Annotated in this window: 26 protein-coding genes; 6 read left to right on the top strand and 20 right to left on the bottom strand. The window is 59.6% G+C overall.

Annotated elements, in window-relative coordinates:
- Window positions 1–50 precede the first annotated feature (50 nt).
- From HPY65_13525 to typA, 3 genes are all read right to left on the bottom strand, one after another.
- Window positions 51–668 carry a flagellar brake protein gene (locus HPY65_13525; protein NPU85491.1) on the bottom strand — a complete coding sequence of 206 codons (618 nt, stop codon included), beginning with the start codon at window positions 666–668 and terminating at the stop codon, window positions 51–53.
- A gap of 87 nt (window positions 669–755) precedes the next feature.
- Window positions 756–1,127, bottom strand: coding sequence for a prepilin-type N-terminal cleavage/methylation domain-containing protein (locus tag HPY65_13520; GenBank protein NPU85490.1), 372 nt, complete (start codon window positions 1,125–1,127; stop codon window positions 756–758).
- Window positions 1,128–1,276: 149 nt separating this feature from the next.
- The gene (gene typA, locus HPY65_13515; GenBank protein ID NPU85489.1) at window positions 1,277–3,103 is read right to left on the bottom strand and encodes a translational GTPase TypA; all 1,827 of its coding nucleotides are present in this window, start codon (window positions 3,101–3,103) and stop codon (window positions 1,277–1,279) included.
- An 846-nt stretch (window positions 3,104–3,949) separates the two neighbouring features.
- On the opposite strand from typA, the gene HPY65_13510 reads away from it, so the two are divergent.
- Window positions 3,950–4,135: a hypothetical protein gene (locus tag HPY65_13510; GenBank protein NPU85488.1), complete on the top strand. Its 186-nt coding sequence runs from the start codon at window positions 3,950–3,952 to the stop codon at window positions 4,133–4,135.
- A 481-nt stretch (window positions 4,136–4,616) separates the two neighbouring features.
- On the opposite strand, the gene HPY65_13505 is transcribed toward HPY65_13510, so the two are convergent.
- Window positions 4,617–5,435 carry an alpha/beta hydrolase gene (locus HPY65_13505; GenBank protein NPU85487.1) on the bottom strand — a complete coding sequence of 273 codons (819 nt, stop codon included), beginning with the start codon at window positions 5,433–5,435 and terminating at the stop codon, window positions 4,617–4,619.
- A gap of 224 nt (window positions 5,436–5,659) precedes the next feature.
- Between HPY65_13505 and HPY65_13500 the strand changes: the two genes are divergently transcribed.
- Window positions 5,660–6,328: an adenine nucleotide alpha hydrolase gene (locus HPY65_13500; GenBank protein ID NPU85486.1), complete on the top strand. Its 669-nt coding sequence runs from the start codon at window positions 5,660–5,662 to the stop codon at window positions 6,326–6,328.
- 224 nt (window positions 6,329–6,552) lie between these two features.
- Window positions 6,553–6,735, top strand: a complete 183-nt coding sequence (locus HPY65_13495; GenBank protein NPU85485.1) for a hypothetical protein — start codon at window positions 6,553–6,555, stop codon at window positions 6,733–6,735.
- Window positions 6,736–6,758: 23 nt separating this feature from the next.
- Here the strand turns inward: HPY65_13495 and HPY65_13490 are convergent, their stop codons facing one another.
- From HPY65_13490 to lysS, 16 genes are all read right to left on the bottom strand, one after another.
- A complete protein-coding gene (locus HPY65_13490; protein ID NPU85484.1) occupies window positions 6,759–6,929 on the bottom strand; it encodes a Trm112 family protein in 171 nt (56 codons plus the stop codon).
- Complete coding sequence (locus HPY65_13485; GenBank protein ID NPU85483.1) at window positions 6,926–7,816, bottom strand: hypothetical protein; 891 nt, start codon at window positions 7,814–7,816, stop codon at window positions 6,926–6,928. Before HPY65_13485 ends, HPY65_13490 begins: the two co-directional genes overlap by 4 nt.
- Window positions 7,813–8,862 (bottom strand): lipopolysaccharide heptosyltransferase II, encoded by a 1,050-nt coding sequence (gene waaF, locus HPY65_13480; protein ID NPU85482.1) that lies wholly within the window; start codon window positions 8,860–8,862, stop codon window positions 7,813–7,815. The genes HPY65_13485 and waaF (HPY65_13480) overlap by 4 nt, the downstream gene beginning before the upstream one ends.
- Window positions 8,859–9,422 (bottom strand): HAD family hydrolase, encoded by a 564-nt coding sequence (locus HPY65_13475; GenBank protein ID NPU85481.1) that lies wholly within the window; start codon window positions 9,420–9,422, stop codon window positions 8,859–8,861. Before HPY65_13475 ends, waaF (HPY65_13480) begins: the two co-directional genes overlap by 4 nt.
- The gene (gene waaF / locus HPY65_13470) at window positions 9,422–10,519 is read right to left on the bottom strand and encodes a lipopolysaccharide heptosyltransferase II (GenBank protein NPU85480.1); all 1,098 of its coding nucleotides are present in this window, start codon (window positions 10,517–10,519) and stop codon (window positions 9,422–9,424) included. The genes HPY65_13475 and waaF (HPY65_13470) overlap by 1 nt, the downstream gene beginning before the upstream one ends.
- Window positions 10,516–11,403 (bottom strand): lysophospholipid acyltransferase family protein, encoded by an 888-nt coding sequence (locus HPY65_13465; GenBank protein ID NPU85479.1) that lies wholly within the window; start codon window positions 11,401–11,403, stop codon window positions 10,516–10,518. Before HPY65_13465 ends, waaF (HPY65_13470) begins: the two co-directional genes overlap by 4 nt.
- Window positions 11,400–12,539: a tetraacyldisaccharide 4'-kinase gene (gene lpxK, locus HPY65_13460; GenBank protein ID NPU85478.1), complete on the bottom strand. Its 1,140-nt coding sequence runs from the start codon at window positions 12,537–12,539 to the stop codon at window positions 11,400–11,402. Before lpxK ends, HPY65_13465 begins: the two co-directional genes overlap by 4 nt.
- A gap of 12 nt (window positions 12,540–12,551) precedes the next feature.
- Window positions 12,552–14,273, bottom strand: coding sequence for a lipid A export permease/ATP-binding protein MsbA (gene msbA, locus HPY65_13455; GenBank protein NPU85477.1), 1,722 nt, complete (start codon window positions 14,271–14,273; stop codon window positions 12,552–12,554).
- A complete protein-coding gene (gene lpxB / locus HPY65_13450; GenBank protein NPU85476.1) occupies window positions 14,261–15,427 on the bottom strand; it encodes a lipid-A-disaccharide synthase in 1,167 nt (388 codons plus the stop codon). Before lpxB ends, msbA begins: the two co-directional genes overlap by 13 nt.
- Window positions 15,428–15,577: 150 nt before the next feature.
- On the bottom strand, window positions 15,578–16,351 hold the full coding sequence (lpxA, locus tag HPY65_13445; protein ID NPU85475.1) for an acyl-ACP--UDP-N-acetylglucosamine O-acyltransferase: 774 nt from the start codon (window positions 16,349–16,351) through the stop codon (window positions 15,578–15,580).
- Window positions 16,348–17,388: a UDP-3-O-(3-hydroxymyristoyl)glucosamine N-acyltransferase gene (gene lpxD / locus HPY65_13440; protein NPU85474.1), complete on the bottom strand. Its 1,041-nt coding sequence runs from the start codon at window positions 17,386–17,388 to the stop codon at window positions 16,348–16,350. Before lpxD ends, lpxA begins: the two co-directional genes overlap by 4 nt.
- A 33-nt stretch (window positions 17,389–17,421) precedes the next feature.
- Window positions 17,422–17,952, bottom strand: coding sequence for an OmpH family outer membrane protein (locus HPY65_13435; protein NPU85473.1), 531 nt, complete (start codon window positions 17,950–17,952; stop codon window positions 17,422–17,424).
- Window positions 17,953–17,985: 33 nt separating this feature from the next.
- Window positions 17,986–20,640, bottom strand: a complete 2,655-nt coding sequence (gene bamA / locus HPY65_13430) for an outer membrane protein assembly factor BamA (protein NPU85472.1) — start codon at window positions 20,638–20,640, stop codon at window positions 17,986–17,988.
- On the bottom strand, window positions 20,621–21,304 hold the full coding sequence (locus tag HPY65_13425) for an ABC transporter ATP-binding protein (protein NPU85471.1): 684 nt from the start codon (window positions 21,302–21,304) through the stop codon (window positions 20,621–20,623). The genes bamA and HPY65_13425 overlap by 20 nt, the downstream gene beginning before the upstream one ends.
- A gap of 66 nt (window positions 21,305–21,370) precedes the next feature.
- Window positions 21,371–22,648: a lipoprotein-releasing ABC transporter permease subunit gene (locus tag HPY65_13420; GenBank protein ID NPU85470.1), complete on the bottom strand. Its 1,278-nt coding sequence runs from the start codon at window positions 22,646–22,648 to the stop codon at window positions 21,371–21,373.
- Window positions 22,649–22,681: 33 nt separating this feature from the next.
- Entirely contained in the window at window positions 22,682–24,163 is a 1,482-nt protein-coding gene (lysS, locus tag HPY65_13415) for a lysine--tRNA ligase (protein ID NPU85469.1), read from the bottom strand.
- 149 nt (window positions 24,164–24,312) lie between these two features.
- On the opposite strand from lysS, the gene HPY65_13410 reads away from it, so the two are divergent.
- The 3 genes from HPY65_13410 to genX all read left to right on the top strand — a co-directional run bounded on the left by HPY65_13410 (window position 24,313) and on the right by genX (window position 26,939).
- Window positions 24,313–25,335, top strand: coding sequence for a KamA family radical SAM protein (locus HPY65_13410; GenBank protein ID NPU85468.1), 1,023 nt, complete (start codon window positions 24,313–24,315; stop codon window positions 25,333–25,335).
- A 104-nt stretch (window positions 25,336–25,439) separates the two neighbouring features.
- The gene (gene efp, locus HPY65_13405) at window positions 25,440–26,003 is read left to right on the top strand and encodes an elongation factor P (GenBank protein NPU85467.1); all 564 of its coding nucleotides are present in this window, start codon (window positions 25,440–25,442) and stop codon (window positions 26,001–26,003) included.
- 69 nt (window positions 26,004–26,072) lie between these two features.
- Window positions 26,073–26,939, top strand: coding sequence for an EF-P lysine aminoacylase GenX (gene genX, locus HPY65_13400; protein ID NPU85466.1), 867 nt, complete (start codon window positions 26,073–26,075; stop codon window positions 26,937–26,939).
- Window positions 26,940–26,961: the final 22 nt, after the last annotated feature.

Here is a 26,961-nt window from a genome sequence, read left to right as displayed (position 1 = left end):
GAAAAGGCCCATATCATGGGCTTTCGGAATCCGAACTGTTTTTCGTCCGATCAGTCCTGCAGGCTGGTGACGATCTCCTGAATAAAGGCCATGGCCTTCCGCTGAGGCTCCGTTTCAATGCCTTCCTTGATCGAGAGACCCATCGTCACCATTTTTTTATCGACGGTCAGGGAGCGGAGTTCCATGACTAGGGCTTGCCATGTCTCCTCGCCGATAAACCGGAATGAGAGGGTGACGGTCTCACCCATGGTAAGCGTTGCAAGGTCCGGGTAATCGTTCACCTTTGCCCGGAACCGGCATCCCCCCATGCTCATGTCGTTGATGAAGCCTTTCCATCCCGTTTCCTCGGGGAGTCCCTCCATGTGGATCGACGCTGGAATCAGGCAGTCGAACCGTTCGTTCTTTCTTGTGTTGTGGCTTTCAATGGATTCCGGGTAGGAAAGGACAAACAGGCGGACCGGTTCCTTGATCGAACCGATGAGGGTTGATCGGAATCCAAAGACCTTACCGGCATGGAGATAGCGGACGATTACGTGATTTTTCTGGTAAAGTTTCGAGACGAGGTCCGGAACGTGGGGCAGTTTCACAATGAGATAACGGCCGTGCTCCGCTCCGATCAGCAGGCTCTTGAACGTTCCGATTCCCTCAACGGTCAGTTGCAGGGGCATTTCCTGGGGAACCCCTGGGCAAAACTCAAAATTGCCGTTCTCATTCTCCATACGGCGTACACTCTATGATAAAAATGTCGTTCGGCGTCAGGGCGAGATGACGCCGGTACTGTTAACCGAATAGGTCCGGCCTCCGCTTGAGTGAACGGAGGTGATGGACAGAGTGGATATATCCCCGTTCGCAACCGTGGTCGTGACGCCGGCCGTTGACTTGAAGCCGCTTGCGGACAGGATTGCGATATCCAGTGTGGAAGCCGGTGAGCCCGTGAAAAACGTCTGTGCCGCCGTATAGGCGTTTTTCACATCCGACCTTGCCGCCGCTTCATAGCCCCTTGTGCGGTAGGCTGTGAACTGCGGAATGGCGATCGCCGCCAGGATACCGATGATGGCAATAACGATCATCAGTTCAATGAGGGTAAATCCTGCCTGTCCTCTACGCTGACGGAATGCATTCAACATTGCGGCCCTCCTATGCAAGAACATGATCGGTTGCTATTCCCGGACAATTCTCACCCGGCCCTTCCTTCTCAACTTGCGCCTCTTCATATCAAATCATATCCACGGAATCCAGCATCTTGCACACGGAACACCGGCAAAAAGGTCTTTTTTCATGACTCCCGCTCCTCCCTCTTCTGGAGCGATGCCCGCCGGTTGGCGTCAAGCTCTGCCTTGCGCAGGCGAATGCTCTGTGGCGTGATCTCCACCTGCTCGTCCACCGCGATAAACTCGATGGATTGATCCAGCGACAGGGGGCGTGGCGGTCTCAGCGTTACGGTGGCCTCCGCCGTGGAGCTCCGGATATTCGTCAGTTTCTTTTCCTTCGTGATGTTTACCGTCAGGTCCCCTGCACGGTTCCTCTCGCCGATGATCATGCCGGCGTAGACCTCGGTTCCCACCTCGACGAAAAGCTCTCCCCGGTCTACCATCGCCAGGCTCGCATAGGTCGTCACCCGTCCACTCCGATCGGCAAGGATCGCCCCGCTGGCTCGCTGCGGGATCGGGCCGAACCACGGCTGGTATTCCTCAAAAAGCGTGTTCATGACGCCGGATCCCTTCGTGTCCGTCATAAAATGGCTGCGGAAGCCGATGAGGCCGCGGGAGGGAACCAGGAACTCCAGGTTGACCCGTCCGCTTCCCTTGTTGACCAACTGGACCATGCGCCCCTTCCGGGTCGATAATTTTTCCGTCACGATGCCGACATACTCATCCGGCACATCAATAAAGACGCGTTCGACCGGCTCACAGATCTTGCCGTCAATGGTCTTTGTGATGACGTTCGGCTTGGACACCATTACTTCATATCCTTCCCGTCGCATGGTCTCGATCAGCACGGCCATCTGCAGTTCCCCCCGGCCGCAGACCTCGAAGGCATCCTTGCGATCCAGGTGCTTCAACTGCATTGCGACGTTCCGGAGGCTCTCCTTCTCAAGGCGTTCCAGGAGGTGCCTTGATGTCAGGTACTTCCCTTCCCTGCCCGCCAGGGGGCTGTTGTTGACGGAAAAAATCATTGAAACGGTTGGCTCGTCTACGTGGATCCGGGGCAGCGGCACTGGATTTTCCTGGGATGAGATGGTGTCGCCGATGGTGATGGATGGGACGCCTGCTATGGCTACGATGTCGCCGGACTCGACGACGTCGACCAGCTTCTTCTTCAGGCCGTGAAATGTATACAGGGCGGAAAACCGCATGCCGGTCGTGACAACATCCTCACCGCAGAGGGCATAAAACTGATTCATCGCCAGTGTTCCGTGCTGTAGCCGCCCGATGGCAATCTGGCCTACGTACGGGTCGTAGTCCAGGTTCGTTACCAGGAACTGGGGGATCTGCTCATCGTCTGCCTCGGGGCCGGGGATGACTCTGCAGATGACGTCCAGAAGGGGCTTAATGTCTTCTGAAGCGTCGCCTAACTGCTGGTGAGCGATTCCCTTCTTGGCGTTTGTGTAGAGGATGGGAAATTCAATCTGTTCTTCTCCCGCGTCGAGATCGATGAACATGTCGTAAATCTCGTTGATGACCTCGTCGATCCGGATGTCGCCACGGTCGATTTTATTGATGACGACGACGATGGGCAGCCCTTTGGCAAGGGCCTTCTTGACGACAAACCGTGTCTGTGGAAGCGGGCCTTCGCTGGCGTCGACGAGCAAAATTGCACCATCGACCATGTTGAGGCTTCGTTCAACTTCCCCTCCGAAATCCGCATGACCCGGTGTGTCGACAATGTTGATTTTGGTATTTTCGTACAGGATGGCTGTGTTTTTCGCCATGATGGTGATGCCGCGCTCCCTCTCGAGGTCCATGGAATCCATAACGCGTTCGGCGATTTCCTGATGCTCCCGGAATGTCCCCGTCTGCTTGAGCATGGCGTCAACAAGTGTTGTCTTGCCATGATCGACATGGGCGATAATGGCAATGTTCCGAATATTCTGTTTGCGCATTGTATTTCCTTCGTTCCTTATTGTGTTGTGAATATAGATTACTGGACCATAACAGAGGAAGGAGCGTCGTGCAAAGAAACAAAGCCGCAGAGCAACCGGAAATGCACGTTTTGCCTTGCGGAATCTTCATGAATCGCGGCTTCAGGTATAAGTTGCCCGAACCTTCCTTCCTCTTCCCAATTAAGCAGTTGATATCTGTAACGGATTGCCTGTGAACCCAGCCGATGGGTCGAAGCTGACCGGCGATACATTCTTTGCTTTGAATATAGCATAGCGATATCTTGTCGTTACGCTTCTCTGTCGGACGTTCTTGACAACCGTATTCATTCGTTCTATGAAAAAATCAAAAGAAGGAAGATTCTGCGGTGCCCGTTATCGTGCCGGATGGCTGAAACAACACAGTAAGAGCGTCAGGGTCTTATTGGTGGATGCCACCCGAAGGAAGACCGACTCGTTCAACAAAGGGAATTCAGTCCCGTCCCAGCGAAACGGCAACCGCGGATCATATGCCCCCCAGCGGGTTTCCCGTTGGGGGTTTTTTTAACCCCTGATCGTTTCGTTCAAGTCGATTGAACGAAGCATTCCCCAAATCCCATTCAGACCGAGTTTTTCTTTTCCGGAACCTTCCCCCACCCTTGTTTGTAATCTAATAGTATCGTTATTTTACAAATTAGCACCTCCGTTTTTCTTTCCTGGCATGCTTTTTTCTATGGAGATAGTCAAACAAGACAAAAAACCCTCAGAGAGGAGACGGATCATGAAAAAGACACTGGGAACGATGATGGTGGCAGGGATTGTGGTTCTTCTGACGGCAACCTTCAGCTTCGCGGAATACGCGCGGCGGGCGTGGGGAGCTTCCCCTTCTTCCAGCTGGGCTGCCTGATCGTGGGCGGTCTGACGATTGTGTCGCTGAAGCACAAGTATGAGAAGATGTACACCAACGAGGCCGTGGGCGCTTTCGCCCTCTACACGGTCCTGGTGGCCCTCTTCACGAACCCGGTCATCGACGCCATCCGGGGACTCATCGGCTGAGCGCAAAGAATGAATGAGACGGACGGGGCTTCTCCCGTCCGTCCGCAGCAGACGCACGGAAAGCGGATTTCAGGACGAAGAACAGGGAAAGGAGGAGAGGGTCATGACAACGCTCCGGAAACAGCAGGCGGAACAGTACAACCAGTTGCGGCATGTGTTCATGTTGAGCGCCTGGGGATTCGTGATCGGGATCGCTTCCTTCCTGTTCCTGTACGTGGGCTACCTGTGGACAACCTCCTCGGGACGGCCCCGAACTTCATGCTGGGCCTGTTCTTCCTGGCCCTGGTGACGACCATCGGCCGGCTCTACCAGGAGGCCTGGTCCAAGAAGAAGGACGTCTGAGCAAACGCGCGCTGCACGGCGCAGGACATATCGCAACCGGATCTTTTTCTGATCTGTGTTCCTCGAGCAGCCCCGCCGGGTCCCAGCCCAACGGGGCTTTCGAGTCTTAGGGGGGATGGTGAAAGACATCGTCCCGTCTTTATTCCACTTCCAAAATCCGACCCAATTCCTGCTGATAGAAAGGATGATGGCCCAGATCGTTGTGTCCGCCGCCTGGAACGGCGATCAGGCGGTGCTTCACCGTCGCAAGGGCATTCAGGCGCTCACTCATGCCGAACGGAATGATGTCGTCTGCCGTTCCGTGAAACAGGAACACCGGACAGGCGATGGACGGGAGCCACTGGTCTGTCGGGAGAGGATATTTGAGAAAGATCCGAATCAACGAGCGGGGCAGGAAGGGATGGTGATAAGCGCCCAGGTCCGCAAGGCTGGTGTACGGCGATTCAAGGATCAGCATCCGCGGCTTCCGCTGTGAGGCCACCCAGGTCGCCGGGCCGGTGCCGATGGATCTTCCGTATAGGACGATCGCCTGTTCGGGGTATTCTTTTCTCAGGTGGTCGTACATCCGGAGTGCATCCTCCAGGAGAACACTCTCCCCGTCGAGGCGGCCGCCGCTCTTGCCGAATCCACGATAGTCGGGAATCAGAAGATCGAATCCCCGGCTGGTGAAATCGGGGGCAATCTCCCCCCATGTACGAAGGCTGCCCGCATTGCCGTGAAAATAGAGAATTACTCCGCGGGGGGACCGGATCCGGAAATGCAAGGCGTTCAGTTCGATCCCGTCGGCGGACAGATGGACTTCCTGAAACGGTGTCGGGAAGGCAAACCGGTAATCTTTCGGTAGGACTTCCGGGAAGAAGATAAGGGATTCCTGGCTGCAGCCTGTCAGAAACATCCCGGCCAGAACGCAGAAAAATACAGGCAGGACCGCAATCCTCTTGATGGAACGACAGAGCATGAAGATGTCTCCTGATCCCTGGGAGATTATCTATCATGAAGTGCGGGATGCCGCCCAGTGATGATTACCCCACATGCCGCAATTCCCGGTGTCCCTCGCAGGCGGATGAGGACGTTTTGCGGGGTGCTGCCGATCATGGTATCATGACAGCAACGTACACCTAGAGGATTGCCGGACTTTATGAATTGAAGCAGGCCTGAAGGGCAGGATAAGGAGGGCACGGGATGACGGAGAGGGTGCTTCTTTCCTGGAGCGGGGGAAAGGATTGTGCATTGGCGCTGCGGGAACTGCAGCAGGGAGGCCGGTTCGAGGCGGTGGCCCTGCTGACGACCTTTGTCGGCGAGACGGACCGGGTGGTGATGCACGGCATTCCCCGGTTCCTGGTGGAGGCCCAGGCCCGATCGCTGGGACTTCCCCTGGAGGCGGTTTCCCTGGCAGAAAAGGCCGGAAATGAAGCCTATGACCGTGCGATTGCGGAAGTTCTGGAAAGATACCGCAAGCGCGGCTGTTCCACGATCGCCTTTGGAGATTTGCATCTCGAGGATGTGCGGCGCTATCGGGAAGACAGACTCGCCGCTACCGGGATGGCCCCCCGGTTCCCCCTCTGGGGAATGGATACGAGGGCCCTGGCGGAACGGTTCGTCGGCGAGGGCTGGCGGGCTATTGTCACCTGTGTCGACACGGCTGCCCTGGGCGGGGCGTTCGCCGGGCGTCTCCTGGATCGGGATTTTCTTTCCGACTTGCCGCCAGGCGTAGACCCCTGCGGAGAGAACGGAGAGTTCCATACCTTTGTTTTTGACGGCCCGATATTTCGGGAAGAGGTGGCCTTCCGGCTGGGGCGGCAATCCCTTCGGGACGGCCGCTTCATGGATGTCGACCTGCTCCATCCGTGATCGGAGGCAGACGGGAGACGATGGACGGCTTGGCCGGAGCGTATGGGTGGCAGTCTGCAACGGGCCGTGCGTCAGGAGACGCCGAACCAAGAGGACTCCTGTTTGTCTCGCTCGTGTGGATGTGCTAAAAGGAATGTCGAGTCTTCTCTTCCCGGGGAACGGCGGTGCCTTGGTATCCATATCCGGTTTGACGGAACGACGAAAGAATCGTGCCGGGAGTGTGTATGCTTGAGAAAATCAGTGAATATACGGATATTCTGAACGCGTTCGTTGCCCAGTACACCGACCGGTTTGCGGCCTGGTACGGGGGGTTGAGCGAGATGGGGCAGGTGGGTGTTCTGGTCGGCGGGGCCATCGGCATCATGGTCATCGTCGCCCTGTTCGTCATTTCCCGCATCACCCGCTGAATTCCCCGCGGGCAGGGCAATCCTCACAGAAGGCGCTTTGCTTCGTCGATCAGCATGATGGGGATGCCGTTCCGGATCTCGTAAAGCAGTCTGCAGGCGTCACAGATCAGACCGTCACCAGCCTCGTTGAGCCGGATGTCGCCCTTGCATTGCGGACAGGCCAGTATCTCCAGAAGTTCCTTGCTGATGGTCATTCGTTCCTCTCTTTCTCTTCCGGTACATCCAGGAACATCGAGTACCCGACGACCAGGAAATGGTTGTTGATGCCCGTATTCGGAGTCCTGATGCCGCCGTTGGAAAGGTGGCGGATCCGATAGCCGATGTTCAGCGCGGAGCCACTGCCGAGGGAGAGATAGAATCCGCCCCCAGCCTCACTGTCGATGACGAAACCCCTGGCCTGCTGCTCCGTGTGAACGGAAATGAAATGGGGGCCACAGGACACCGCCGTGTAGAAGAACAGGTTCCGGAAGACCGGATAGACATATTGAATCCCGAGCCCGATTCCCAGCTCATAATCCCCTGACGGCTCGTGGAGAGGGGTGAATCGGGGTTCGACGAATAACGTGAACCGTCCCCGGTGCATTTCGGGAAGGTTCAGGAATCGGTTGGCGTCGAGACCGAAGTGTGCCGCCATCAGGATCGGCTCATAGCGTCCCTCCGGGATCCTGCCAACCCCGAAGCCTCCCAGCATACCCGCCTCGGAAAGCCGGACGGGGAATTCAATGCGGTTCAGGTTCGTTTCCGAAAACGACGGTGTCCCGGTGCCGGGCGATGATGCCGGTTCCCGATATTCGTCCTTCGGAGGGGACGCCGGCGGTTTTTCCCTGGCTGGGCTTCCCGGAACGAGCGTCTGGTCGGGGCGGAACCCCGTTTCGCCCACGCTGATCCACTGGCTGGAGCGGATGCACACGCCTCCCATCCGGATTCTTCCCTTGGCTGCCGGTGCGACAGATGCGATCCCGTCGGGTTGACGATGGGAGTCGTCGGCGTACACATCGCCTGCTCCGCCGCCACTCCATACCAGCACCAGGGCGGACAGCAGGAATAGGAAACGGGTTCGGCCCCGCGTTCGCATCCTCATCTGGCATCCTTCGGACCCATGTATTCCCGGACCGCTTCCAGGACCATATCAACCGTTATGTCCTTCATGCACTGGCGGGTGTCGCAGGTCTTCTTGAAGCAGGGGCTGCAGGGCAGGTCCGCCCTGATCACCGTGTGGATTCTGCCGTAGGGACCCGTCCGAGCGGGCTCCGAGGCGCCGAAGAGGGCCACTACGGGCGTTCCCACTGCAGCGGCGATGTGCATGGGACCCGAGTCGGGGGTCACTACGACAGCAGCTCGCCGATACAAGTGAGCCAGTTCCTTGAGGGTTGTCCGGTTTTCCAGGTTCAGAGCCTTCGTTTCCATGGCCGTCGTGATGCGGCCGATGCTTCCTCCTGTCTCGTGGCCCGTGAGCACCACCGCCCGGCCCAGCTCCAGTCGGATGCGATCCCCCAGCGCTGCAAACCGGTCGTCCTCCCACAGCCGGGTCTCGCCGGCGTAGGACATCGGGCTCAGGACGGCGAAAGGAGCTTCCGGGTCCACGCCGCCTTCCCGCAGCAGGGCCTCAGCACGAGTCCGGCTTTCCTCCGGGACATGCAGGAAGAATTCCGGTTCCGCCGGTTCCGCTCCCAGATAACGGGCAAAGTCGAGGTAGCGGTCCACGGCGTGTTTTCCCATGTCCTCCGGAATCTTTTCATTGTAGAACAGGCCGCTCATCTCCTGCATGCTGTCATATCCGATTTTCCGGCTCCCCCGGCTGGCGAATACGAGGATGGCGCTCTTGAGGAGACCCATGAAATCGATGATCACGTCGTAAGGGCGGTCCCGCAGGTCCCGAAGAAACCGGCGGATCTCCCCGAAGGTTTCCCCGATATCGCGGCCCTCCCTGAGCCGGTGGGCCCAGCGCTTTCTTCCCGAGACGAGGATCCTGTCTATCTTGGGATTCCCCTGGAGGATGTCAAGCGATTCCTCCTCGACCACCCAGGTGATGTGGGCCTCGGGATACCGGTTCCTCAGGACCGCAAGCGAGGGGAGTGTGTGGACCACGTCTCCGATGGAGCTGAGCTTGACGAGAAGAATGTTCATGGGCGGTCGATCCCGAGGATCCAGTGGGCGGCATCGATCAGATCCTCTGCGATGTAAGCCGCCTCCGGCGGTGCCTCGATGTCACGCCCGTAACCCGTCCGGACCAGGATTCCCCTTGCACCTGCCCGGGTTCCCGCTTCCACGTCTTTGGGCATGTCTCCGACCATGAAGGAATCCTCCAGGGCGATTCCCATCTCGGTGGCGGCCCGGAGGATCAGTCCCGGTTTGGGCTTCCGGCAGGGACAGTCCAGCCGGTAGGGTCCCAGGCCCTCCGTCGGGTGGTGCGGACAGAAGTAAAAGGCGTCAATGCGGGCTCCCTGTCCGCGAAGAAGATCCCGGAGATGCCGGTGGGTTTCCTCCACGAAGGCCTCGGTGAAGAATCCCCGGGCGATGCCCGACTGGTTTGTCACGACAACGACCTTCAGGCCCCCCCGGTTGAGCATGGCGATTGCCTCGGCCGCGCCGGGAAGGATCCGGAGTTTCTCGATGCGGTCCAGGTATCCCACTTCTTCGTTGATCGTACCGTCCCGGTCCAGGAAGACCGCACGCCGTCCCGCCATCACGGGCCTCCCTCGAAAAGCGATCTTGCCTCGTTCCAGACGTCTTCCGCGGAGATGGCATCCATGCAGCGGAAATCCTCCGGACAGGTCTCCCGCAGACAGGGGCTGCAGTCCATGGGACGGCGGATGACGGAAAACCGGGGGCCCATGGGGCCGGTCGTCACGGGGTTCGTGGAGCCGAAAATGGCCACGGTCGGTATTCCCATGGCCGCCGCCACGTGCATCAGCCCGGAATCGTTGGAGATAAATACGCGGCACCGGGAGATGAGGGCCAGGGCCTCCCGCAGCGATGTGTTTCCCGCCAGGTTGACCAGTTCCGTCCGGGCGCCTGCCTGGACCGCCTCGGCGCTCTCCCGGTCTCCGGCGCTTCCGAAGACGAGAATCCGGGTCCCGAATTCATCCGCGAGACGGTCCGCCACGGCGGCAAAACGATCCGGATACCAGCGCTTGGCCGGCCCGTAAGCCGCCCCCGGCGCGAGTCCCGCCAGGGGGACTTCGGGATCGCACCCTCTGTCCTGCAGCACCTTTTCCGCCAGATCCCGGTAAGCCGGCGGCGTGACCAGAAGGGGCGTCGCCGGTTCCGGCGGAGGAAATCCCAAGGCCCGGACCATCTCCACATAGTAATGGCTCTGGTGAACCCGAAGGATCTCCCGGGACCGCCGCACCGAAGACGTCAGAAGCAGTCCCCGGGCATCCGTGTTGTACCCGGCCCGGACGGGAATTCCCGCCAGCAGGGTTACAAGGGCCGCCTCAATGGCGTTCTGCAGGAGGATGGCCCCGTCGAATCCCATGTCTCTCAGGTCCCGCGCCAGGCGCAGACGGCCGGCAACGCCGGCATGGATTCCCGGTTCCTGGAAGGTGAGAACCTCGTCCGCATGGGGACAGATCCGGTAGACCTCCCCCACCCACGGTTTTGCCAATACGGTGATGTGCGCTTCCGGCATTCCTTTGCGAATGGCCGCCATGGCTGGCAGGGTAAGGATGGCATCGCCGATCCAGTTGGTTCCCCTCACCAGCAGACGCTTGATTTCACGGGCCGGAAAAGACCGTCGGTGGCGGACCAGGAGCACGGTTTGCAGAGTGATGCCATCCGTCATGTCCGCCTCGGTGCCTGCCAGGGTTTCGTCTTCCAGCGCTGGTGTACCCAGAACCACTGATCCGGGTATTTCCGCACCGCATCTTCGATGATGCTCGTGAAGCGCTGCGTGTTTTCCAGTACGTCCTCCCGGCGGTTTCCGGTCCGGACCAGGGGAACTTCTTCTCCGAGAACGAGCCGGTATTTCCCGTTCTCAAGGCGGGCCATGTATCCCGGGATGACGGGAGCCTCGGTATGGAGGGCCAGCAGGGCAAGCCCGTCTGAAGTGCAGGCGGGACGTCCGAAAAAGTCGACGAAGACCCCTTCCTGCCAGGCCATGTTCTGATCCAGGAGGAGACCGACCACCCCGTTCTGCTTCAGGATTCGGAGCATGGGTCGCATGGCCCGGTCCTTGTCCTGGAGAATGTTTCCCGTGCAGGAGCGGACCTTCGATATCAGGGCTTCCAGAAAGGGGCTGTCCATGAGGCGGTAGATCACCATCATGGGCTTGATGACCAGGGAGGCGACGATGGCCTCCAGTTCCCAGTTCCCGAAGTGGGCGCCGAACATGAGGAGTCCCTTGTTCTTTTCAAGGGCCCGAAGGGCATGTTCCGTGCCCTCCAGCTCCACCCAATCCGCCAGATTTTCCCGATTGATCTTCGGGAGATCGAAGAACTCGGCCGCCACGATTCCCATGTTGCGGTAGACTCCGCGGGCGATCGGAACCAGCTCCTCCGGTGACGTCTCCGGGAAGGCCATGCGGAGATTGTGCAGTGAGATCAGGCGGTGACGGGGGTCGGCGGCATAGGCGAGCAGGGCGATCCGGACGAAGAAGGCCTTTCGGATTCCCAGAGGAATTCGCTGGAAAAGGTGGAGCAGTTTTTCCGCTTGCGATTCCACGCTCATGGCTTTTCTCCCATTTTCCATCCGCACCTGTTTTCCAGAAGTCCCAGGATGTCCCGGCCGAGCCCTCCGTCGTCCGGTTCCATGGACAGGTCCACTTCGAGGACCAGAAGCTCCGGCAGGAGCTTTTCCATTCCGGCAAGCCGGGCGGCATCCTTTTCGGTCGTCACATACGCGGTGGCATCCCCGGTGGCAGCGCAGCGCTTGATTTCGTCGAGATCTTCCCGGCTGAACCGGTGGTGGTCCGGATAGGCCAGGAATGTTGCCGCCCTGCATCCGAGCGACTCCAGCGTCCGGCGGAAGGCATCCGGCGAACCGATCCCGGCGAAGGCGCAGACCTTTTTTCCGTCCAGAAAACCCGTCGGCAGGACCTCCCCCCCGGAGGCGCGGACAAGGCGGGACGGCCGGTGCAGGGCCCGCAGGACCGGCCGTCCGTATCCGGGAAGGACAGGTGTGCTCTCTTTTTCGCCGTCGGCCGGTGCGGGACCCGTCCGGATGATCCAACGGGCCCGCCGAAGGGATTCCAGCGGTTCGCGCAGGGGGCCCCGGGGCAGCAGGTGGCCGTTTCCGAAAGGCTTTCGGGCATGGATCAGGAGGATGTCCGCGTCCCGGTGAAGACGGCGGTGCTGAAAGCCGTCGTCGAGAAGCAGTACGTCCGCTCCAAAGCGGTCCACGGCGGAGCGGCCTGTCAGGAACCGCTCCGGCCCCGTCAATACGGGCACTTCATGGAGCCGGCGGGCCATCATGAACGGCTCATCTCCGCAGACGGCCGGTTCAGAGAGCACGTGCTTTCCGTCGGAAACGACCTCGACGGGTCCCCTGGGCCGGCCTCCGTAGCCGCGGCTCAGAACGGCCGGATGCATACCCCGATTCCTCAGGAACTCCGCCAGGTGAATCACCATGGGGGTCTTCCCCGTTCCACCGACCGTCAGATTGCCCACGCTGATCACCGGGACGGGGAGTCGCCGCACCCGGAGGACCCCCCGGTCATACAGGGCGTTCCGAAACCGGATCCCGAGGCCGTATCCCCCCGAGGCGATGCCCAGGGCCGGACCCAAAAGGAGGCCCGGAGAGGCGTCTTCGCCGTACCAGAGGGTCTGGACACGATCGTGAAGATTCCTGGTCGGTTCGGTCTGCATCGCGCGAAATCTTCAGCCCTCCCGGAACTGCATATTGTAGAGCCTCCGGTACTCGCCCTGTTTCGCCAGGAGGGCTTCGTGATTTCCCTCTTCAACGATCTCGCCGTTGACCAGGACAATGATGCGATCGGAGTTGCGGATCGTCGACAGCCGGTGGGCGATGACCAGCGTCGTCCGGCCTTTCATCAGGTTCTCCAGGGCTTCCTGTACCTCGATTTCCGCTTCCGTGTCGAGGGAGGAGGTCGCCTCGTCGAGGATCAGGATGGGGGCGTCCTTCAGGATCGCCCGCGCGATGGAGATCCGCTGCCTCTCGCCGCCGGAGAGCTTCATGCCCTGTTCGCCGATCAGGGTGTCGTAACCGTCGGGGAGTCGCATGATGAAGTCGTGGGCGTTGGCCGCCCGGGCGGCCCGGACGATGTCTTCCTGGGACGCCTGCTGGTTGCCGTAGGCGATGTTGTTGCGGACGGTATCGTTGAACAGGATCGTCTGCTGGGTCACGATGCCGATCTGTCCCCGCAGGGACTCGAGGGTCACTTCCCGGATGTCGTGACCGTCAATTGCGATCCTTCCCTCCGCGATGTCGTAAAAGCGCGGGATCAGGTTGACCAGGGTCGTCTTTCCACCCCCGCTCATGCCCACGAGGGCGAGAGCCTCGCCGGCCCGGATGGAGAGGTTGATGTTCCGGAGCACCGTGTCCTCCTCATACCGGAACGTCACATCCTGGATGTCGATTCCTTTTGTGATCTTGGGAAGTTCGACGGCATCGGGGCGGTTGCGGATCTCCGGTACGGCGTCGATGATGGCAAAGACCCGCTCGGCGGCGGAGATGCCCTGCTGGATCTGGTTGTTCGTGGCGGTGAGGCGCTTGATGGGTTCGTAAAGCATGATCAGGGCGGCGAGGAAAGAAAAGAAGGTTCCCGGTGTCGATGTACCGTGGATGACCTGCCATCCCCCGTAGAAAATGATGACGGCGATGCCGATGCCGCCCAGGAACTCCATCAGGGGGCTGGAGAGAGCGTTGACAGAAACGGCTTTCATGAACAGTTTCAGCAGGTTCTCACTTTCCTTCGCGAACCGTTTGTTTTCATAATCCTCCATGCTGAAGGCCTTCACGATCCTTGCTCCGGTGATGGTTTCCTGGAGCAGGCTCGTGAGGCTCCCCATGGTGATCTGGGCTCCTGTCACGGCACTGCGGATCCTCCGGCCGAACCGGGAGATGGGATAGACCGTCAGGGGAAAGACGACCATGGCGATGATGGCCAGCTTCCAATCCCTCCAGAAGACGACGAACACAAGGCACAGGATCGTGAAGCTGTCCTTCAGGAGGCTCGTGATGGCCTCCGACACGGCCCCCTGGATATAGTTGACGTCGAAGGTGATCCGGGACATCAGGACGCCTGTGGGATTCTTCGTGAAGAAAGACAGGGATTGCTGCTGGATCTGCTTGTAGAGCTGGTTCCGGAGGTCCGTGACGATCCGCTGGCCGATCCAGTTCATGATGATCGACTGGGCGTAGGTGCATGCGCCCTTCACCAGGTAGATCCCGATGACGGCCAGGGGGATCCATTGAAGCATCCGGGCGTTCCGCTCGACGAAGATGTCGTCCAGGGCGGGCTTGACGAGGAAGGCCAGGACGGACGTCAGCCCTCCCACGATGAGCATGAAGAACATGGCCAGAATCAGCTTGGCCGTGTGGGGTTTGGCCAGGCGAAAGAGGCGTTTTAAGATATCCAAGATGAATCTCCTTTTCCCCGCGCCATGGCGCAGGCGATCCGTGCGACTTCGCGGGCGGCGCCGCCCGTTCCCAATTTCAGCCGGACCTCGCGAAAGGCGTCCGTCATGGCCGTTCTCCGGAAGCTGTCCGTCAGGAGGGGCAGGATCTCGTCCGCGATTCGTTCCGGGCTTGCATCACCCTGGATCAACTCGGGGACGATCGTCCGGCCGGCGATGATGTTGGGAAGTCCGATGTGGTCGATGCGAATGACGAGACGGGCGAACGGGTAGGTCAGCGGGGAAACCTTGTACACGATCGCCATGGGAATACCCAGCAGGGCCGTCTCCAGCGTCGCTGTGCCCGATGCGACAATGGCCGCGTCGGAGGCGGCGACGGCGTTGTAGGTGTTCCGGCGGACAAGCTGAACGGGAACGGCGCTCTGTTTCAGGCGTTCCTGCACGAGGTCTTCCGGAAGGGTGTCCGCCAGGGGGAGCAGCAACTGGAGATCCGGGATCTGCCGCCTCAGGATGTCCGCCGCCCCGAGCATGGGACGGAGCAGACGGTCCAGTTCCCCCCGCCGGCTTCCCGGCAGCAGGGCGACGGTAGTCCGGTCCGGCGCCAGGCCCAGGCGCCGCCGGATTTCCGGGACGGGTCCTTCAGCCCGGACGAGGTCCAGGAGCGGATGCCCCACGTAGGTGACGTCCACGCCCGCTTGTTCATATAGGGGAACCTCGAAGGGAAAGATGACGGCCATTCTGTCCACGGACTCTCTTATTTTTTCGATTCTTCCGGCTCCCCAGGCCCAGATTTTCGGGCTGATGTAATACAAGACGGGGATGCCTGCCCTGTTCGCCTCTCTGGCGAAGCGGAGGTTGAATCCCGGGTAATCGATGAGGATCACCAGGGCGGGGTGGTTCGTTGCCAGAAAACGGCGAAGGCCAGTGAAAAGCGCCCTGATCCGGCCCAGTTTTCCCAGGACTTCCGTGAGGCCGACCACCCCGAGGTCGGAAACGTCGGCCAGCAGATTCACCGAAGCAGCCCGCATGTGCATCCCTCCGACCCCGGAGAAGGAAAGATCCGGGGCGATCTCTTTCATGGCCTCCACGACCCGGGCTCCGTAGAGATCGCCTGACGCCTCGCCGGTCAGGATCAGGATGTTCGGAGTGTTAGCCATCGGGGCTGTCGTCCTGTTGATATCAGATGCCGCAGGCGAACAGGCTGGATAGGACGCTTCTCCGGGAGGAAGCGGTCCGGGAATCCGTGTTTCTTCGATTCCATCGAAGGTCCGCCCTGTCGGCGCGGAAGAATCGGCCGCTCCGGCCGTTTACCTGCAGATTCCCCGCTGGGAGTTTTCCAGGAAGGAGACAAACTGACGCACCTCCGGGAGGTCCTCGACCTCCGTCCGGATCCGTGCGATGGCCTCGACGAGCCGGAGAGAGGATCGGAAAACCAGTTGGTAGGATGCCCGGAGGGCCCTTAGAGCCGGTTCGGAGAAGCCTCGTCGCTTGAGGCCGATCAGGTTCAGCCCGTAGGGTCGTGCCCGGTTGCCCGAGACGGTGATGAACGGCGGCACATCTTGGGCCACGGCGGATGCCCCCCCGACAAAGGCGTGGGCGCCAATGCGGATGAACTGATGCACTCCCGTCAGTCCGCCGATGATGGCCCAGTCCTCCACATGGATGTGTCCCGCCAGGTTTGCCGCGTTGGCCATGATGACGTGATTGCCCAACTTGCAGTTGTGGGCGATGTGGCAGTACGCCATGATCAGGTTGCGATCCCCCATGATGGTGACGCCGATATCGGAAACAGTGGAGCGGTTGATCGTGACGAACTCCTTGATAACGTTTTGATTTCCGATAACAACCCGGGTTTCTTCCCCCCTGTATTTCAGGTCCTGGGGCAGGCCGCCGATGGAAGCGAACTGGAAGATCCGGTTGCCTTCTCCGATGTCCGTATGGCTCTCGATGACGACATGGGGCCCGATAACCGTGTTCCGGCCGATGGTGACGCTGGGGCCGATGATGCTGTAGGGACCGATCTCGACGCCCTCGGCGATTTGCGCATCAGGGGCGATCACGGCGGTGGGGTGGATGTTCATGAATTCCGTCCTTCCAGTTTCTTTTCCAGCACTTCCAGCTTTCTGGCCAGTTCGATGAGCTGCTTCCTCATGGCCGGAAGTTTCGGGATGGTGGCCTCCAGCCGCAGCCATTCGCGGTGAGGCATATGGGGAGCCCCGGCCACGATGGTTGCTGCTGGGACGTCCTTGTGAATCCCGGCGCGGGCCGCCACCATGGCATGGTCTCCCACCCGGATATGGCCCACCAGGCCGGCCTGCCCCCCGATCATGACCCCCCTGCCCACGGTCGTACTGCCGGAAATGCCCGCCTGGGATACGACAATGGCATTTTCTCCGATGACCACATTGTGAGCGATCTGAACCAGGTTGTCGATCTTGGCGCCTTTTTGGATCCAGGTTCGCCCCAGGGTTCCCCGATCGATGGTCGTATTGGCGCCGATCTCGACGTCGTCATCGATCTGGACGATTCCGACCTGGGGGATTTTTATATTCTCCCAGCCAGGCCGGGCGAATCCGAAACCGTCGCTCCCCACGACGACACCCGCGTGCAGGATGACCCGCCTTCCGATGAGACAACGGTCATAGACGGTCACATTGGGGTACAGTACCGATCCCTCGCCGATGACCGCCTCGGGACCAACATAAACACCCGGGTACAGGACGGCCCCGCCCCCAATTTCGGCTCCCCGGCTGACGGCCGCTCCGGGATGGATGGAGGCCTCGGGAGAAACCCGGGCGTTCCCATCGACGAATGCCCGCTCGTGAATGCCCGGCCGCTCCGGTTCCCGGGGATGGAAAAGAGCCAGTGCCTCGCCGAAAGCGACATAAGGGTCCGCGACAACGATCAGGGTCCGGCCGGGCTCCTCGGTCCCGGGTGCAATGAGAACCGCCGTCGCCCCGGTGGTCTTGAGCCGGGATCGGTACTTGCGGTTGGCAACGAAGGTCAGGTCTCCTTCCCCGGCCTCGTCGATTCCCCGCACGCGTTCGATCAGGGCGTTCGCATCCCCGTGAACGACACCGCCCACATGGGCGGCAATCTCGTGAACGGTCCGTTTCAATTTACGATCCAACCCGGTACGGGCACCGGTTCTCTACTTCTTTTCCTTGTAAGTCCGGTTGAACTCGTCCACGACGCGCTTGGTGATGTCTTCTTTCGCGCTGAAGTAAGGGATCTGGAGAACATAAGGATCCAGGATCAGCGTGAATTTCTCCTTGTCGGCGATGGAACGGACGATCTTGAGGACTTCCGGGAACAGCTTTTTGAAGATCTCCTGCTCTTTGGCCCGCAGTTCGTCCTCGAAGTCCTTTGCCGCGACCTGATAATCCCGGTATTTCTTCTGCAGGGTGGTTTCCTTCTCCCGCAAGGCCGATTCCGTCAGGACTGTCCGCTGTTTATCAAGCTCCTCTCTTAGCTTCCGGAGTTCTTTTTCTTTTTCTTCGATGACGGCTCTATCTTTGGCAATGAGCTTGCGCATCTCCTCGCCCATCTGTTTGCCTGCGTTGGAGGTCAGCATGGCCTCCTGGACGTTGATAAAACCGATCTTCTCCACAGACCAGGCCGCTCCGGCCGACAGAGCCAGCAGAAGCACTCCCGCAATCGCGCCAACCACCGCTTTCTTCATCCGTGATTCCTCTCTTTCACTTTGTTGATTTTCCTACATGAACATGCCGATGGCGAACTCCCATCGCGATTTGGACTCACCATCCTTTGGGTCAAGTACGTAACCCCATTCGAGACGCAGGGGACCGAGCGGCGAGTACCAGCGGATTCCCGCTCCCGTGGTATGACGGAAATCGGAGCCGAAGGAATACGTGTCCCATGCATTGCCGGTGTCATAGAAGACGACCCCCTTGATGCCGGCTTCCTTGATGAGGGGGAAAAGATACTCGAAGTTAAAACACAGGAACGTCGTCCCTCCGATGACGTATAACCCCGTCGAGTCGGTAGGTCCTATGTCCTTGAGTCCCCTCAGGGAGTTCATCCCTCCCAGTGTGAATCGCTCGAAGAGAGGGATGCTCTCTCCTTCGCTCGGGGCCAGGTATCCGGCCCGCCCCCGCACGCTGAAGACCGTATCCAGGGGGAGACCGAAAAACCATTGCGACAACAGCGTGGTCTTGACGTAACTCGTTGTTCCTCCCAGGAGCTTGCTGGCGTAGCCTACGGAAACGCCGTTCCGGGATCCCCGGGTGGGGAAGAAGTTGTCATCCGTCGTGTCCCGGTTGATGCCGACGGTGATGATTCCCGTCCGGTATGTGCCTGCGTAATCCTGGATATACTGGGGTGCGTACACGTTAATGTCTTTCACTTCGTCGATCGTATACGTGTAGCCGATATTGCCGCTGAAGAATTCCCACAGGGGGTATCCCAGGTTGAAGCCCCCGCCCGTTGAATTGACGTTGTAATAATCCCATTCCTTCTCCGAATGCCAGGCGTTCCAGTTGCTGTAAAGCGGCAGGTCGAACAGCCACGGCTCGATGAACTGCACCTCGAACCAGGTTCTGGTGCTGGATAGGCTGGTCTTCACCTTCAGAGTCTGTCCCCGGCCCAGGAAGTTCTGCTGTGAAATCTCCGCCATGAAGGCCAGGTTGTCCTGGCCGCTGTAACCGGCGCCGATGCTGAACATCCCCGTGGCTTTCTCCTTGATGTGGATCCGGACGTCCGTCAGGTTTTCCGCAGGGCCTTTTTCCGTCTGGAAGTTGATCTCTTCAAAGTACCGGGTCCGTTCCAGGGCCGTATAGCTGTTCTTCAGGTTTGTGCTGTTATAGAGATCTCCCTCGACGATGGACAGAAGCCGTCGCATGACCTTGTCCCGGGTTTTCGTGTTTCCCGTGAAGGTGATGCGGTTGAAGTAAACCAGGATTCCCTTGTAGATCTTGTAGGTTACATCCACCGACAGGTCCTTCTCCCGGATATCGGTCTGGGGATGGACGTCCGCATAGGCGAATCCCTCGTCGTTGGCGGCCTTGGTCAGGGCCTCGATGTCCTTGATGATGGCCGAGCGGTCGTAGAACTCCTTCTTTTTGATCTCCAGCCTGTCCATCAGCTGCTTCCTGGAGACTTCCAGCGTGTCGCCGGTGATCGACACGGTTCCCACCCGAAATCGCTTTCCCTCGTTGATGGGGATCTTGATGTAGATGCCTTTGGCATCGTGGGTGATAACCGGATCCGCCACCTGGGCCTGGATGAACCCGTTGTTCAGGTAATAGGCGCTGAGCCTGGCGACGTCCTGCCGCAGTTCGTCTTTCTTGAGAAGACCCGAATCGGTGAAGACGTGAAGGAAGTCCCATTCCGTCGTCTTCATCTGCTTCCTGAGCTCTTTTGCCGTGAAGGTCCGGTTTCCTTCGAAGGAAATCCTCTCCACATAGATCTTCTTGTTCTCCTGGATGTCCACCACGATGCGGGTGTCCTTCTCTCCCGCTTTTTCCACTTTATATGTGATCTCGGCGTTGTAGTACCCCTTGCCTTCGTAAAGGTTCTTGAGCTTGGTGATATCGGCCGCCAGCTTTTCGGGATTGAGGACCTGCCGCGTTTTTACGCTCATGTTCGACAGAAGCTCATCCTTGTCGATGGCTTTGTTCCCGGTGAACTGGATCTGCGAGATGAGGGCCTTTTCCACCAGGATGAACGTGATGGCCACCCCCTCCGGGGTTGTGGACGTGTCGGCCTTCACGTCATCAAAATATCCCATCTTGTAGATGGCCTTGATGTCGCCGGACAGGTCGAGCTCGGAGTAGACATTGCCCCGGGCGCTTTTGATAACCTGGACGATGGCGCTGTTCTCGATTTTCTGGTTACCTTTGAAGTCCACACGGGCAATCCGCTGAACCTCTCCGATCCGGAGCAGGAGATCTCCCTTGAGGCGGGAAACCATTGCCGGAATGCCCTCCAGTCCCCTTCCCTGGGCGAAGACCCCCGGCAGCACCTTTCCCTGCTGAATATCGATGATTTTCGCATCAACGCTGATGAGCTCTCCGAACTCGGACACGCTGCCGATGATGGAGTACAGGGCGCCCGTCTCTTTCCCGACCGCTAGGGCCCTTTCCTCGTTCAGCGGCCTGCCGGCCACCTGTTTGAGAATCATTTCCCGGTCCACCGGCATGATCCCTTTGGTCTTGGCCAGCTCGGCATACAGGGCGCTGAAGATGGATTCCTGGAGGAGGTCCCGCTGTGTTCCGCTGAAGACCTCGAAGGGAAGCAGTGCGATTTTTTTGGGTTCCTGCGCGGAAATGGGGTGCGGGTTGGTGATGAGGAAGAGTGCGATAAATAATCCGAGAAGGCCTCGGACAACGTCAGATCGCGTTTTCGTCATGCTGGAGCACCTTTCCGTCCTTCAGGCCAACGCTTCGGGACATCCGTTTCGCCAGGGACCGGTTATGGGTCACCACGACCATGGTTATGTTTCTTTGACGATTCAGGTTCATCAGCAGGTCCTCGACCTTCCGTCCCGTTTCCGTGTCGAGGTTTCCGGTGGGTTCGTCGGCCAGGATGACCTCCGGTTCCATGATGACCGCTCGGGCCACGGCCACACGCTGCTGCTCGCCGCCCGAAAGCTCTCCCGGCTTGTGGGTCATCCTATCACCAAGTCCTATATCCATCAAGATTGATTCGGCCCGCTTCCTGGCCTCCCGTTGGGAGAGACCGGAGATGAGGGCCGGCATCATCGTGTTTTCGAGGCTCGTGAATTCCGGCAGCAGGTTGTGGAACTGGAACACGAAGCCGATCTTCCGGTTGCGGAAGGATGCCAGTGCGTTTTCGTTCCACGAGAAGACGTCCGCCCCGTCGAACAGGACCTTGCCCGTAGTCGGGTGATCGAGCGTCCCCAGGATATGCATCAGCGTGCTTTTCCCCGCCCCGGAGACGCCCAGGATGGCCATCGACTCCCCGGTGGGGATGACCAGGTCCATTTTCTTCAGGACCTCGATCCGCTGCCCGTTCTTGATAAACGTCTTTTCCAGGTTTCGTACTTCAATCATGGAGATTGTCGGCTGTTCTCAATTGTTGGGAAGACGTCCGGACGATGTGCCGGATTCCTGGCCGCTTCAGTCGTAACGGAGGGCCTCCGCCGGATCCAGGCGGGATGCCCGCCATGAGGGATAGAGCGTGGACAGGAACGAAATCAGCAGGGTCCCGATTACGATGATGCCCACGTCCGTATAGTTCACCCGGGACGGAAGCTCGCTGAGATAATAGACGTCGCCGGGCAGGATCTTGAACCCGAAAAAGCGCTCGATAAAGGAGGAAACGGGTTCGATGTTCCAGGCCAGAAGAAGTCCGCCGGCGCATCCCAGGATCGTACCGATGAAGCCGATGGTCACCCCCTGGAGGATAAAGATTTTCATGATGCTCCGGGAAGTTGCTCCCATCGATTTCAGAATGGCGATATCCTTGTTTTTTTCCATGACGACCATGATGAGCGTCGTGATGATGTTGAAGGTCGCCACGAGGACGATCAGGCTCAGGATGATGAACATTACTTTTTTCTCCAGCCTGAGCGCTGCGAAGAGGTTCTTGTTCATTTCCATCCAGTTGCGGGCCCAGTAGGGGAACCCGAGTTTTTTCTCAATATTCTTGGCTATTTCCGCAGCCCTGTAGAGATCATTCACCTTGATCTCGATACCTGTGACGCGGTCGTCCATTCCCAGGAAGGTCTGGCAGTCCCGAAGGGAAAGATAGGCCAGCGTGGAGTCATATTCGTAAAAGCCGGATTCGAAAATGCCCACCACGAGGAACCGTTTCATTCTTGGGACCATGCCCATCGGGGTCGATGTGCCCATGGGGGAGATGACGCTCACGGTCTCGTACAGATAAAGCCCCAGGTGCTTGGCCAGTTCCTTGCCGACGAGGATCCCCGGCAGGTCCGCCCGGTCCTTCGGAATCGCTGCGGCGTTCCGGCGGTCCGGAAGGAGCCCCTCGATGCTTCCCTCTTTCATCTTCCCGAGGCTGATGACGCGGAAGGCGTCTTCCGGGGAGAGCCCCCGGAGAACCACGCCGCTGATGCCATCGCCGTTCTTCAGCATGGCCTGGCTATAAATGAAAGGCGTCGAAGCCACCACGCCGGGGGTGGAATTGACGGCTTCCTGGACGGTCCTGTAGTTTCGCATCGGTCCCGTGTACTGCATGATGACTGCGTGGGAATTGATGCCCAGGATCTTGTTGCGCAGATCCGACTCGAAGCCGTTCATGACCGCCAGGACCACGATGAGGGCCGCCACCCCCAGGAAGATCCCGGTAATGGAAATCATCGTGATGACCGAGACGAAGACCTGCTTGCGTTTGGCCCTTAAATACCGGAGGCTGATATACGATTCATAAGACATGATGGATAGTCCGGAGAGAAGGGGCCCGACGGATCAGGCGTCTTTCTGGCGCATCTGGGGGTACAGGATCACGTCCCGGATGGAGGCCGAGTCTGTGAAGAGCATGACAAGCCGGTCGATGCCGATTCCCTCCCCCGCCGTCGGGGGCATGCCGTATTCCAGGACCCGGATGTAGTCTTCGTCCATCTCGTGGGCCTCCTCGTCGCCCGCCTCCCGTTCCCGAAGCTGCTGGAGGAACCGTTCCCGCTGGTCAGCGGGATCGTTGAGCTCGGAGAAGGCGTTGGCGATCTCCTTCCCGCAGATGTACAGTTCGAACCGGTCCACGAGCGACGGCTCATTGTTGTTCCGACGGGAAAGAGGTGAAACCTCCACGGGGTAATGGGTCACGAAGGTCGGCTGGACAAGGCTGGCTTCGACCTTTTCCTCGAAGAGAGCCATGAGAATCTTGCCGGGAGGATCGTCATCCTTTGTCTCGATCCCGAGGGATCGGGCCAAGGCGGCGCACCGGGATGCATCCTCCAGGGTTTCCCGGTCGACGCCGAGGCTTTCCATGACGGCGTCCCGGACGCGTACCCGGCGCCAGGGAGGCGTCATGTCGACCTCCGTTCCCTGATAGGTGATGCGCGTTCCCCCGGAAAGGTCGAACGCAATGAAAACAAACAATTTCTCCGTAAAGTCCATCAGGTCTTCGAAGGTGGCGTAGGCCTGGTAGAACTCCATCATGGTGAATTCGGGATTGTGAAAGGTGGAGACGCCTTCGTTGCGGAAGTTCCGGTTGATTTCGTAGACCCGCTCCAGTCCTCCCGTGACCAGCCGCTTGAGATAAAGCTCCGGCGCGATGCGGAGAAATAGATCCATCCCCAGGGCGTTATGGAAGGTCTTGAAGGGACGGGCGACGGCTCCCCCCGCCCGGGGCTGCATCATGGGTGTTTCCACCTCCAGGAAGTCGTGGTCGTCCATGAACTGGCGGATCAGGCGGATGATCCTGCTCCGCTTGAGGAAGACTTCCCGTGATGAGGGGTTGGCGATCAGGTCCAGGTGACGCTGCCGGTAACGGGTCTCGACGTCCGTCAGGCCGTGCCACTTTTCCGGCAGGGGCCGCACCGACTTGGCGAGGAGGCGCAACTCCCTTGCTTCAAGGGTCAATTCGCCGGTCCTGCTCTTCATGATCTTCCCGTTCAGAAAAACGATGTCGCCGACATCGAGCGATTTGAAGAGATCGAAGGCCTCGGGGCCGATGCCGTCGCGGCGGATGAATCCCTGGATCCTGCCGGTCCGGTCCTGGAGGGACACAAAGGCCCCCTTGCCGAAGTCCCGGATGGCCATGATCCGGCCGCCCAGGCTGAAGGTTTCCTCGATTCCCTGGAAGGCATCCTTGTCCAGGGCTCCGAATCGCTCGGCGAGAGACGCGGCGGTATCCCCGACGCGGATCCCGTTGGGGTACGGATCGATTCCGCGGGCGGCCAGCTCGGCCACCTTTTCCCGTCTTATCTTCAGAAGTTCGCTTTCTTCCATAGGTTCCCGTGATCAGTTGACGTATAGAGGGGTGTTGGACTATATGGATTTTTCCGATTCGTCAAGCAAATTCGCCCGCCGGGGCATACCCTTCCGGGCCTCCGGCGGCAGAGGGTAAATCTTTGGAATCCGCATCTTTCCGGCAGGATATCTCCTCCTCTGACTGGTCAGACTGGCGCTGGCAGATGGGCCGGTCGGCCCTTCGACGGGACAGGCTGGCCCGGTTCCTGGGAAAGGAGGCCGTGACGGGACCGGTCTGGGAGAACCTCCTCCGCCTCTATCCCTGCCGGATCACTCCTTATTATATGTCGCTCCTGTGTCCGGGTGGCGCCGGGGATCCCCTGGCCCGGCAGGCCTTTCCCGATCCTCGGGAGCTGGAGGACGGGTCCGGGGAAGACCCTGATCCCCTGGACGAGGAGAGGCACATGCCCACGCCGGGGCTCATCCGCCGCTACGGGAACCGCTGCCTCCTCCTGGCAGCGGAACGGTGCGCCGTCCACTGCCGCCACTGCAACCGGAAGCGGCTCTGGCGCCGCCCCGCCTCGGGAAGCCTGCTGCCGCGCCTGCGCCGCGCCCTGGACTGGATCGCCCGTACCCCAGCCATCCGGGAGGTCATCCTCTCGGGAGGAGATCCCCTGACCAGGGACGACGGAGAGCTGGACTGGCTACTGGGATCGTTGCGGGCGATCCCTCACGTGGAGGTCCTGCGGCTGGGCAGTCGCGTTCCCGTCGTCCTGCCCATGCGCATCACGGATGACCTCTGCCGGATACTCCAGCGCCATCGTCCTCTCTGGCTCAACACCCAGTTCAATCATCCGCTTGAAATAACGGAGGAATCAATGGCCGCGTGTGACAGGATCCTCACCCGGGGCATTCCCGTCTCCAGCCAGTCCGTTCTACTCAAGGGGGTCAACGACCGCTATGAGGTCCTCCGGGATCTTTTCGAGGGGCTACAGCGCATCTCCGTCCGCCCCTATTATCTCTTCCAGTGCGACGCGGTGACGGGGACGGGTCATTTCCGGACCTCCCCTGCGGCTGGCATTGAGATCATGGACCGGCTCTGGAGGGACCTGTCGGGCCTTTGTCTGCCCCGATACGTGCAGGACCTTCCCGGGGAGGGAGGAAAGGTTCTCCTCCATCGACCTCCGGTTCGGATCCCCCTGGATCCATGATGTCCCAAGGGTTTGTTTTCTTTTGACAAGGGCTTTCAAATGCATTATGAATCCCAATCCCGAGAGGTGAATAACCCCTTGGATTTCCACAAGGAGAAACAACGATGTATACGGCCAGTGACCTGCGGAAAGGGCTCCGGATCAAGATCGACGGCGATCCCTATGTCATCACCGAGTTCAATTTCGTGAAGCCCGGAAAAGGACAGGCCCTCTACCGGTGCAAGCTCAAGAACATGATCAATGGAAACCAGTTCGAGCGAACCTTCCGGTCTGTGGACATGTTCGAACAGGCGGACCTCCAGGTGAAGACGATGCAGTACCTCTATATGGAAGAGGGAAAATACTGCTTCATGGATACGACCACCTTCGACCAGGTTTTCATTACGGAAGACCAGGTGGGAGAGGCGAAGAACTTCCTCTTGGAAAACGTGGAGGCGGAGGTCCTTTTCTTCGAAGACCGGCCCCTGGGGGTGACTCTCCCCAACTCGGTGGACCTGGTGGTGACCAAGGCGGATCCCTGGATCAAGGGCGATACGGTTTCGGGAAACACCAAGCCCGTCACTGTCGAAACGGGCTACGTGGTCCTCGTTCCCTCCTTCATCGAGGCGGGAGAGAAGATCCGCATCGATACGCGCTCGGGGGAATACCTCACCCGGGTTAAAGACTGAATTCCCGTGGAGCAGGAAGAATCCTGGTTCCTGGCCAGACGGCGGAGGGCCCTTTTTATCCGGGCGAGGATGATCGGGGCTCTCCGCCGTTTCTTTCTGGACCGGGATTACCTGGAGGTGGAGACGCCGGCCCGGATCCCGGCACCCGCACCGGAGGCCCACATCGAACCCGTTCCGAGCGGGGACTGGTTCCTTCATCCCTCTCCCGAGCTCTGCATGAAGCGGCTCCTGGCCGCGGAATATCCCCGAATTTTCCAGATCTGCCGGTGCTTTCGCCAGGGGGAGCGGGGGGACCGCCATCTTCCCGAGTTCACCATGCTGGAATGGTATCGGCGGGACATCGATTCCCGGGAACTGATGGACGAGTGCGAGGCCCTGATCCTGTCTGTGGCGAAAGATCTCGGGATCGGGGATGTGCTTTCCTACCAGGGGAATCCCCTCCGTATTGCACCCCCCTGGCCGAGGCTCTCGGTCCGGGACGCCTTTGCCGCCTGCGCCTCGGTCCCCCTCGAGGATGCCCTCCGTGAGGACCGCTTCGATGAGATCCTGGCCTTTGAGGTTGAGCCTTTCCTGGGCCGGGGAACCCCTCTGTTTCTCCACTCCTATCCGATGGCATTTGCATCCCTGGCGAGAGCGGATCGGAACGATCCTTCCGTGGCGGAGCGCTTCGAGCTCTATGTGGCGGGAATGGAGCTGGCCAATGGCTTTGCCGAGCTGACCGACCCGGTGGAGCAGCGGCGCCGCTTCGACGAGGCCCGGGCGGAGGTGGAGCGCCGGGGCGGAACGGTGCTTTCCCAGCCGGAGCGGTTTCTCCGGGCGCTGGAACGGATGCCCGACGCATCGGGGATTGCGCTGGGGGTCGACCGGCTGGCCATGATCCTCTGCGATGCAGCGACCATCGGCGAGGTGGTGGCATTTCCACCGGAAATCCTTTGAACCCCTTTGGTTTCCAGGGTCG

The sequence above is a fragment of the Syntrophaceae bacterium genome (genome assembly GCA_013177825.1).
In the GTDB taxonomy this organism is placed as follows: Bacteria; Desulfobacterota; Syntrophia; order Syntrophales; family PHBD01; genus PHBD01.
Note: the sequence above shows the minus strand (reverse complement) of the source record. Positions and strands in the feature narration are given on the sequence as shown.

Coding starts and splice junctions, on each gene's coding strand:
- HPY65_13500 (NPU85486.1), top strand. CDS start 5,660: ATGACGGAGAGGGTGCTTCTTTCCTGGAGCGGGGGAAAGGATTGTGCA.
- bamA (NPU85472.1), bottom strand. CDS start 20,640: ATGACGAAAACGCGATCTGACGTTGTCCGAGGCCTTCTCGGATTATTT.
- typA (NPU85489.1), bottom strand. CDS start 3,103: ATGCGCAAACAGAATATTCGGAACATTGCCATTATCGCCCATGTCGAT.
- HPY65_13435 (NPU85473.1), bottom strand. CDS start 17,952: ATGAAGAAAGCGGTGGTTGGCGCGATTGCGGGAGTGCTTCTGCTGGCT.
- HPY65_13490 (NPU85484.1), bottom strand. CDS start 6,929: ATGACCATCAGCAAGGAACTTCTGGAGATACTGGCCTGTCCGCAATGC.
- lpxK (NPU85478.1), bottom strand. CDS start 12,539: ATGCAGACCGAACCGACCAGGAATCTTCACGATCGTGTCCAGACCCTC.
- lysS (NPU85469.1), bottom strand. CDS start 24,163: ATGGAAGAAAGCGAACTTCTGAAGATAAGACGGGAAAAGGTGGCCGAG.
- HPY65_13485 (NPU85483.1), bottom strand. CDS start 7,816: ATGAGGATGCGAACGCGGGGCCGAACCCGTTTCCTATTCCTGCTGTCC.
- HPY65_13475 (NPU85481.1), bottom strand. CDS start 9,422: ATGGCGGGACGGCGTGCGGTCTTCCTGGACCGGGACGGTACGATCAAC.
- waaF (NPU85480.1), bottom strand. CDS start 10,519: ATGACGGATGGCATCACTCTGCAAACCGTGCTCCTGGTCCGCCACCGA.
- HPY65_13525 (NPU85491.1), bottom strand. CDS start 668: ATGCCCCTGCAACTGACCGTTGAGGGAATCGGAACGTTCAAGAGCCTG.
- HPY65_13520 (NPU85490.1), bottom strand. CDS start 1,127: ATGTTGAATGCATTCCGTCAGCGTAGAGGACAGGCAGGATTTACCCTC.
- lpxB (NPU85476.1), bottom strand. CDS start 15,427: ATGGCTAACACTCCGAACATCCTGATCCTGACCGGCGAGGCGTCAGGC.
- HPY65_13425 (NPU85471.1), bottom strand. CDS start 21,304: ATGATTGAAGTACGAAACCTGGAAAAGACGTTTATCAAGAACGGGCAG.
- genX (NPU85466.1), top strand. CDS start 26,073: ATGATCGGGGCTCTCCGCCGTTTCTTTCTGGACCGGGATTACCTGGAG.
- waaF (NPU85482.1), bottom strand. CDS start 8,862: ATGAACATTCTTCTCGTCAAGCTCAGCTCCATCGGAGACGTGGTCCAC.
- HPY65_13420 (NPU85470.1), bottom strand. CDS start 22,648: ATGTCTTATGAATCGTATATCAGCCTCCGGTATTTAAGGGCCAAACGC.
- efp (NPU85467.1), top strand. CDS start 25,440: ATGTATACGGCCAGTGACCTGCGGAAAGGGCTCCGGATCAAGATCGAC.
- lpxA (NPU85475.1), bottom strand. CDS start 16,351: ATGAACATCCACCCCACCGCCGTGATCGCCCCTGATGCGCAAATCGCC.
- HPY65_13495 (NPU85485.1), top strand. CDS start 6,553: ATGCTTGAGAAAATCAGTGAATATACGGATATTCTGAACGCGTTCGTT.
- HPY65_13505 (NPU85487.1), bottom strand. CDS start 5,435: ATGCTCTGTCGTTCCATCAAGAGGATTGCGGTCCTGCCTGTATTTTTC.
- HPY65_13465 (NPU85479.1), bottom strand. CDS start 11,403: ATGAGCGTGGAATCGCAAGCGGAAAAACTGCTCCACCTTTTCCAGCGA.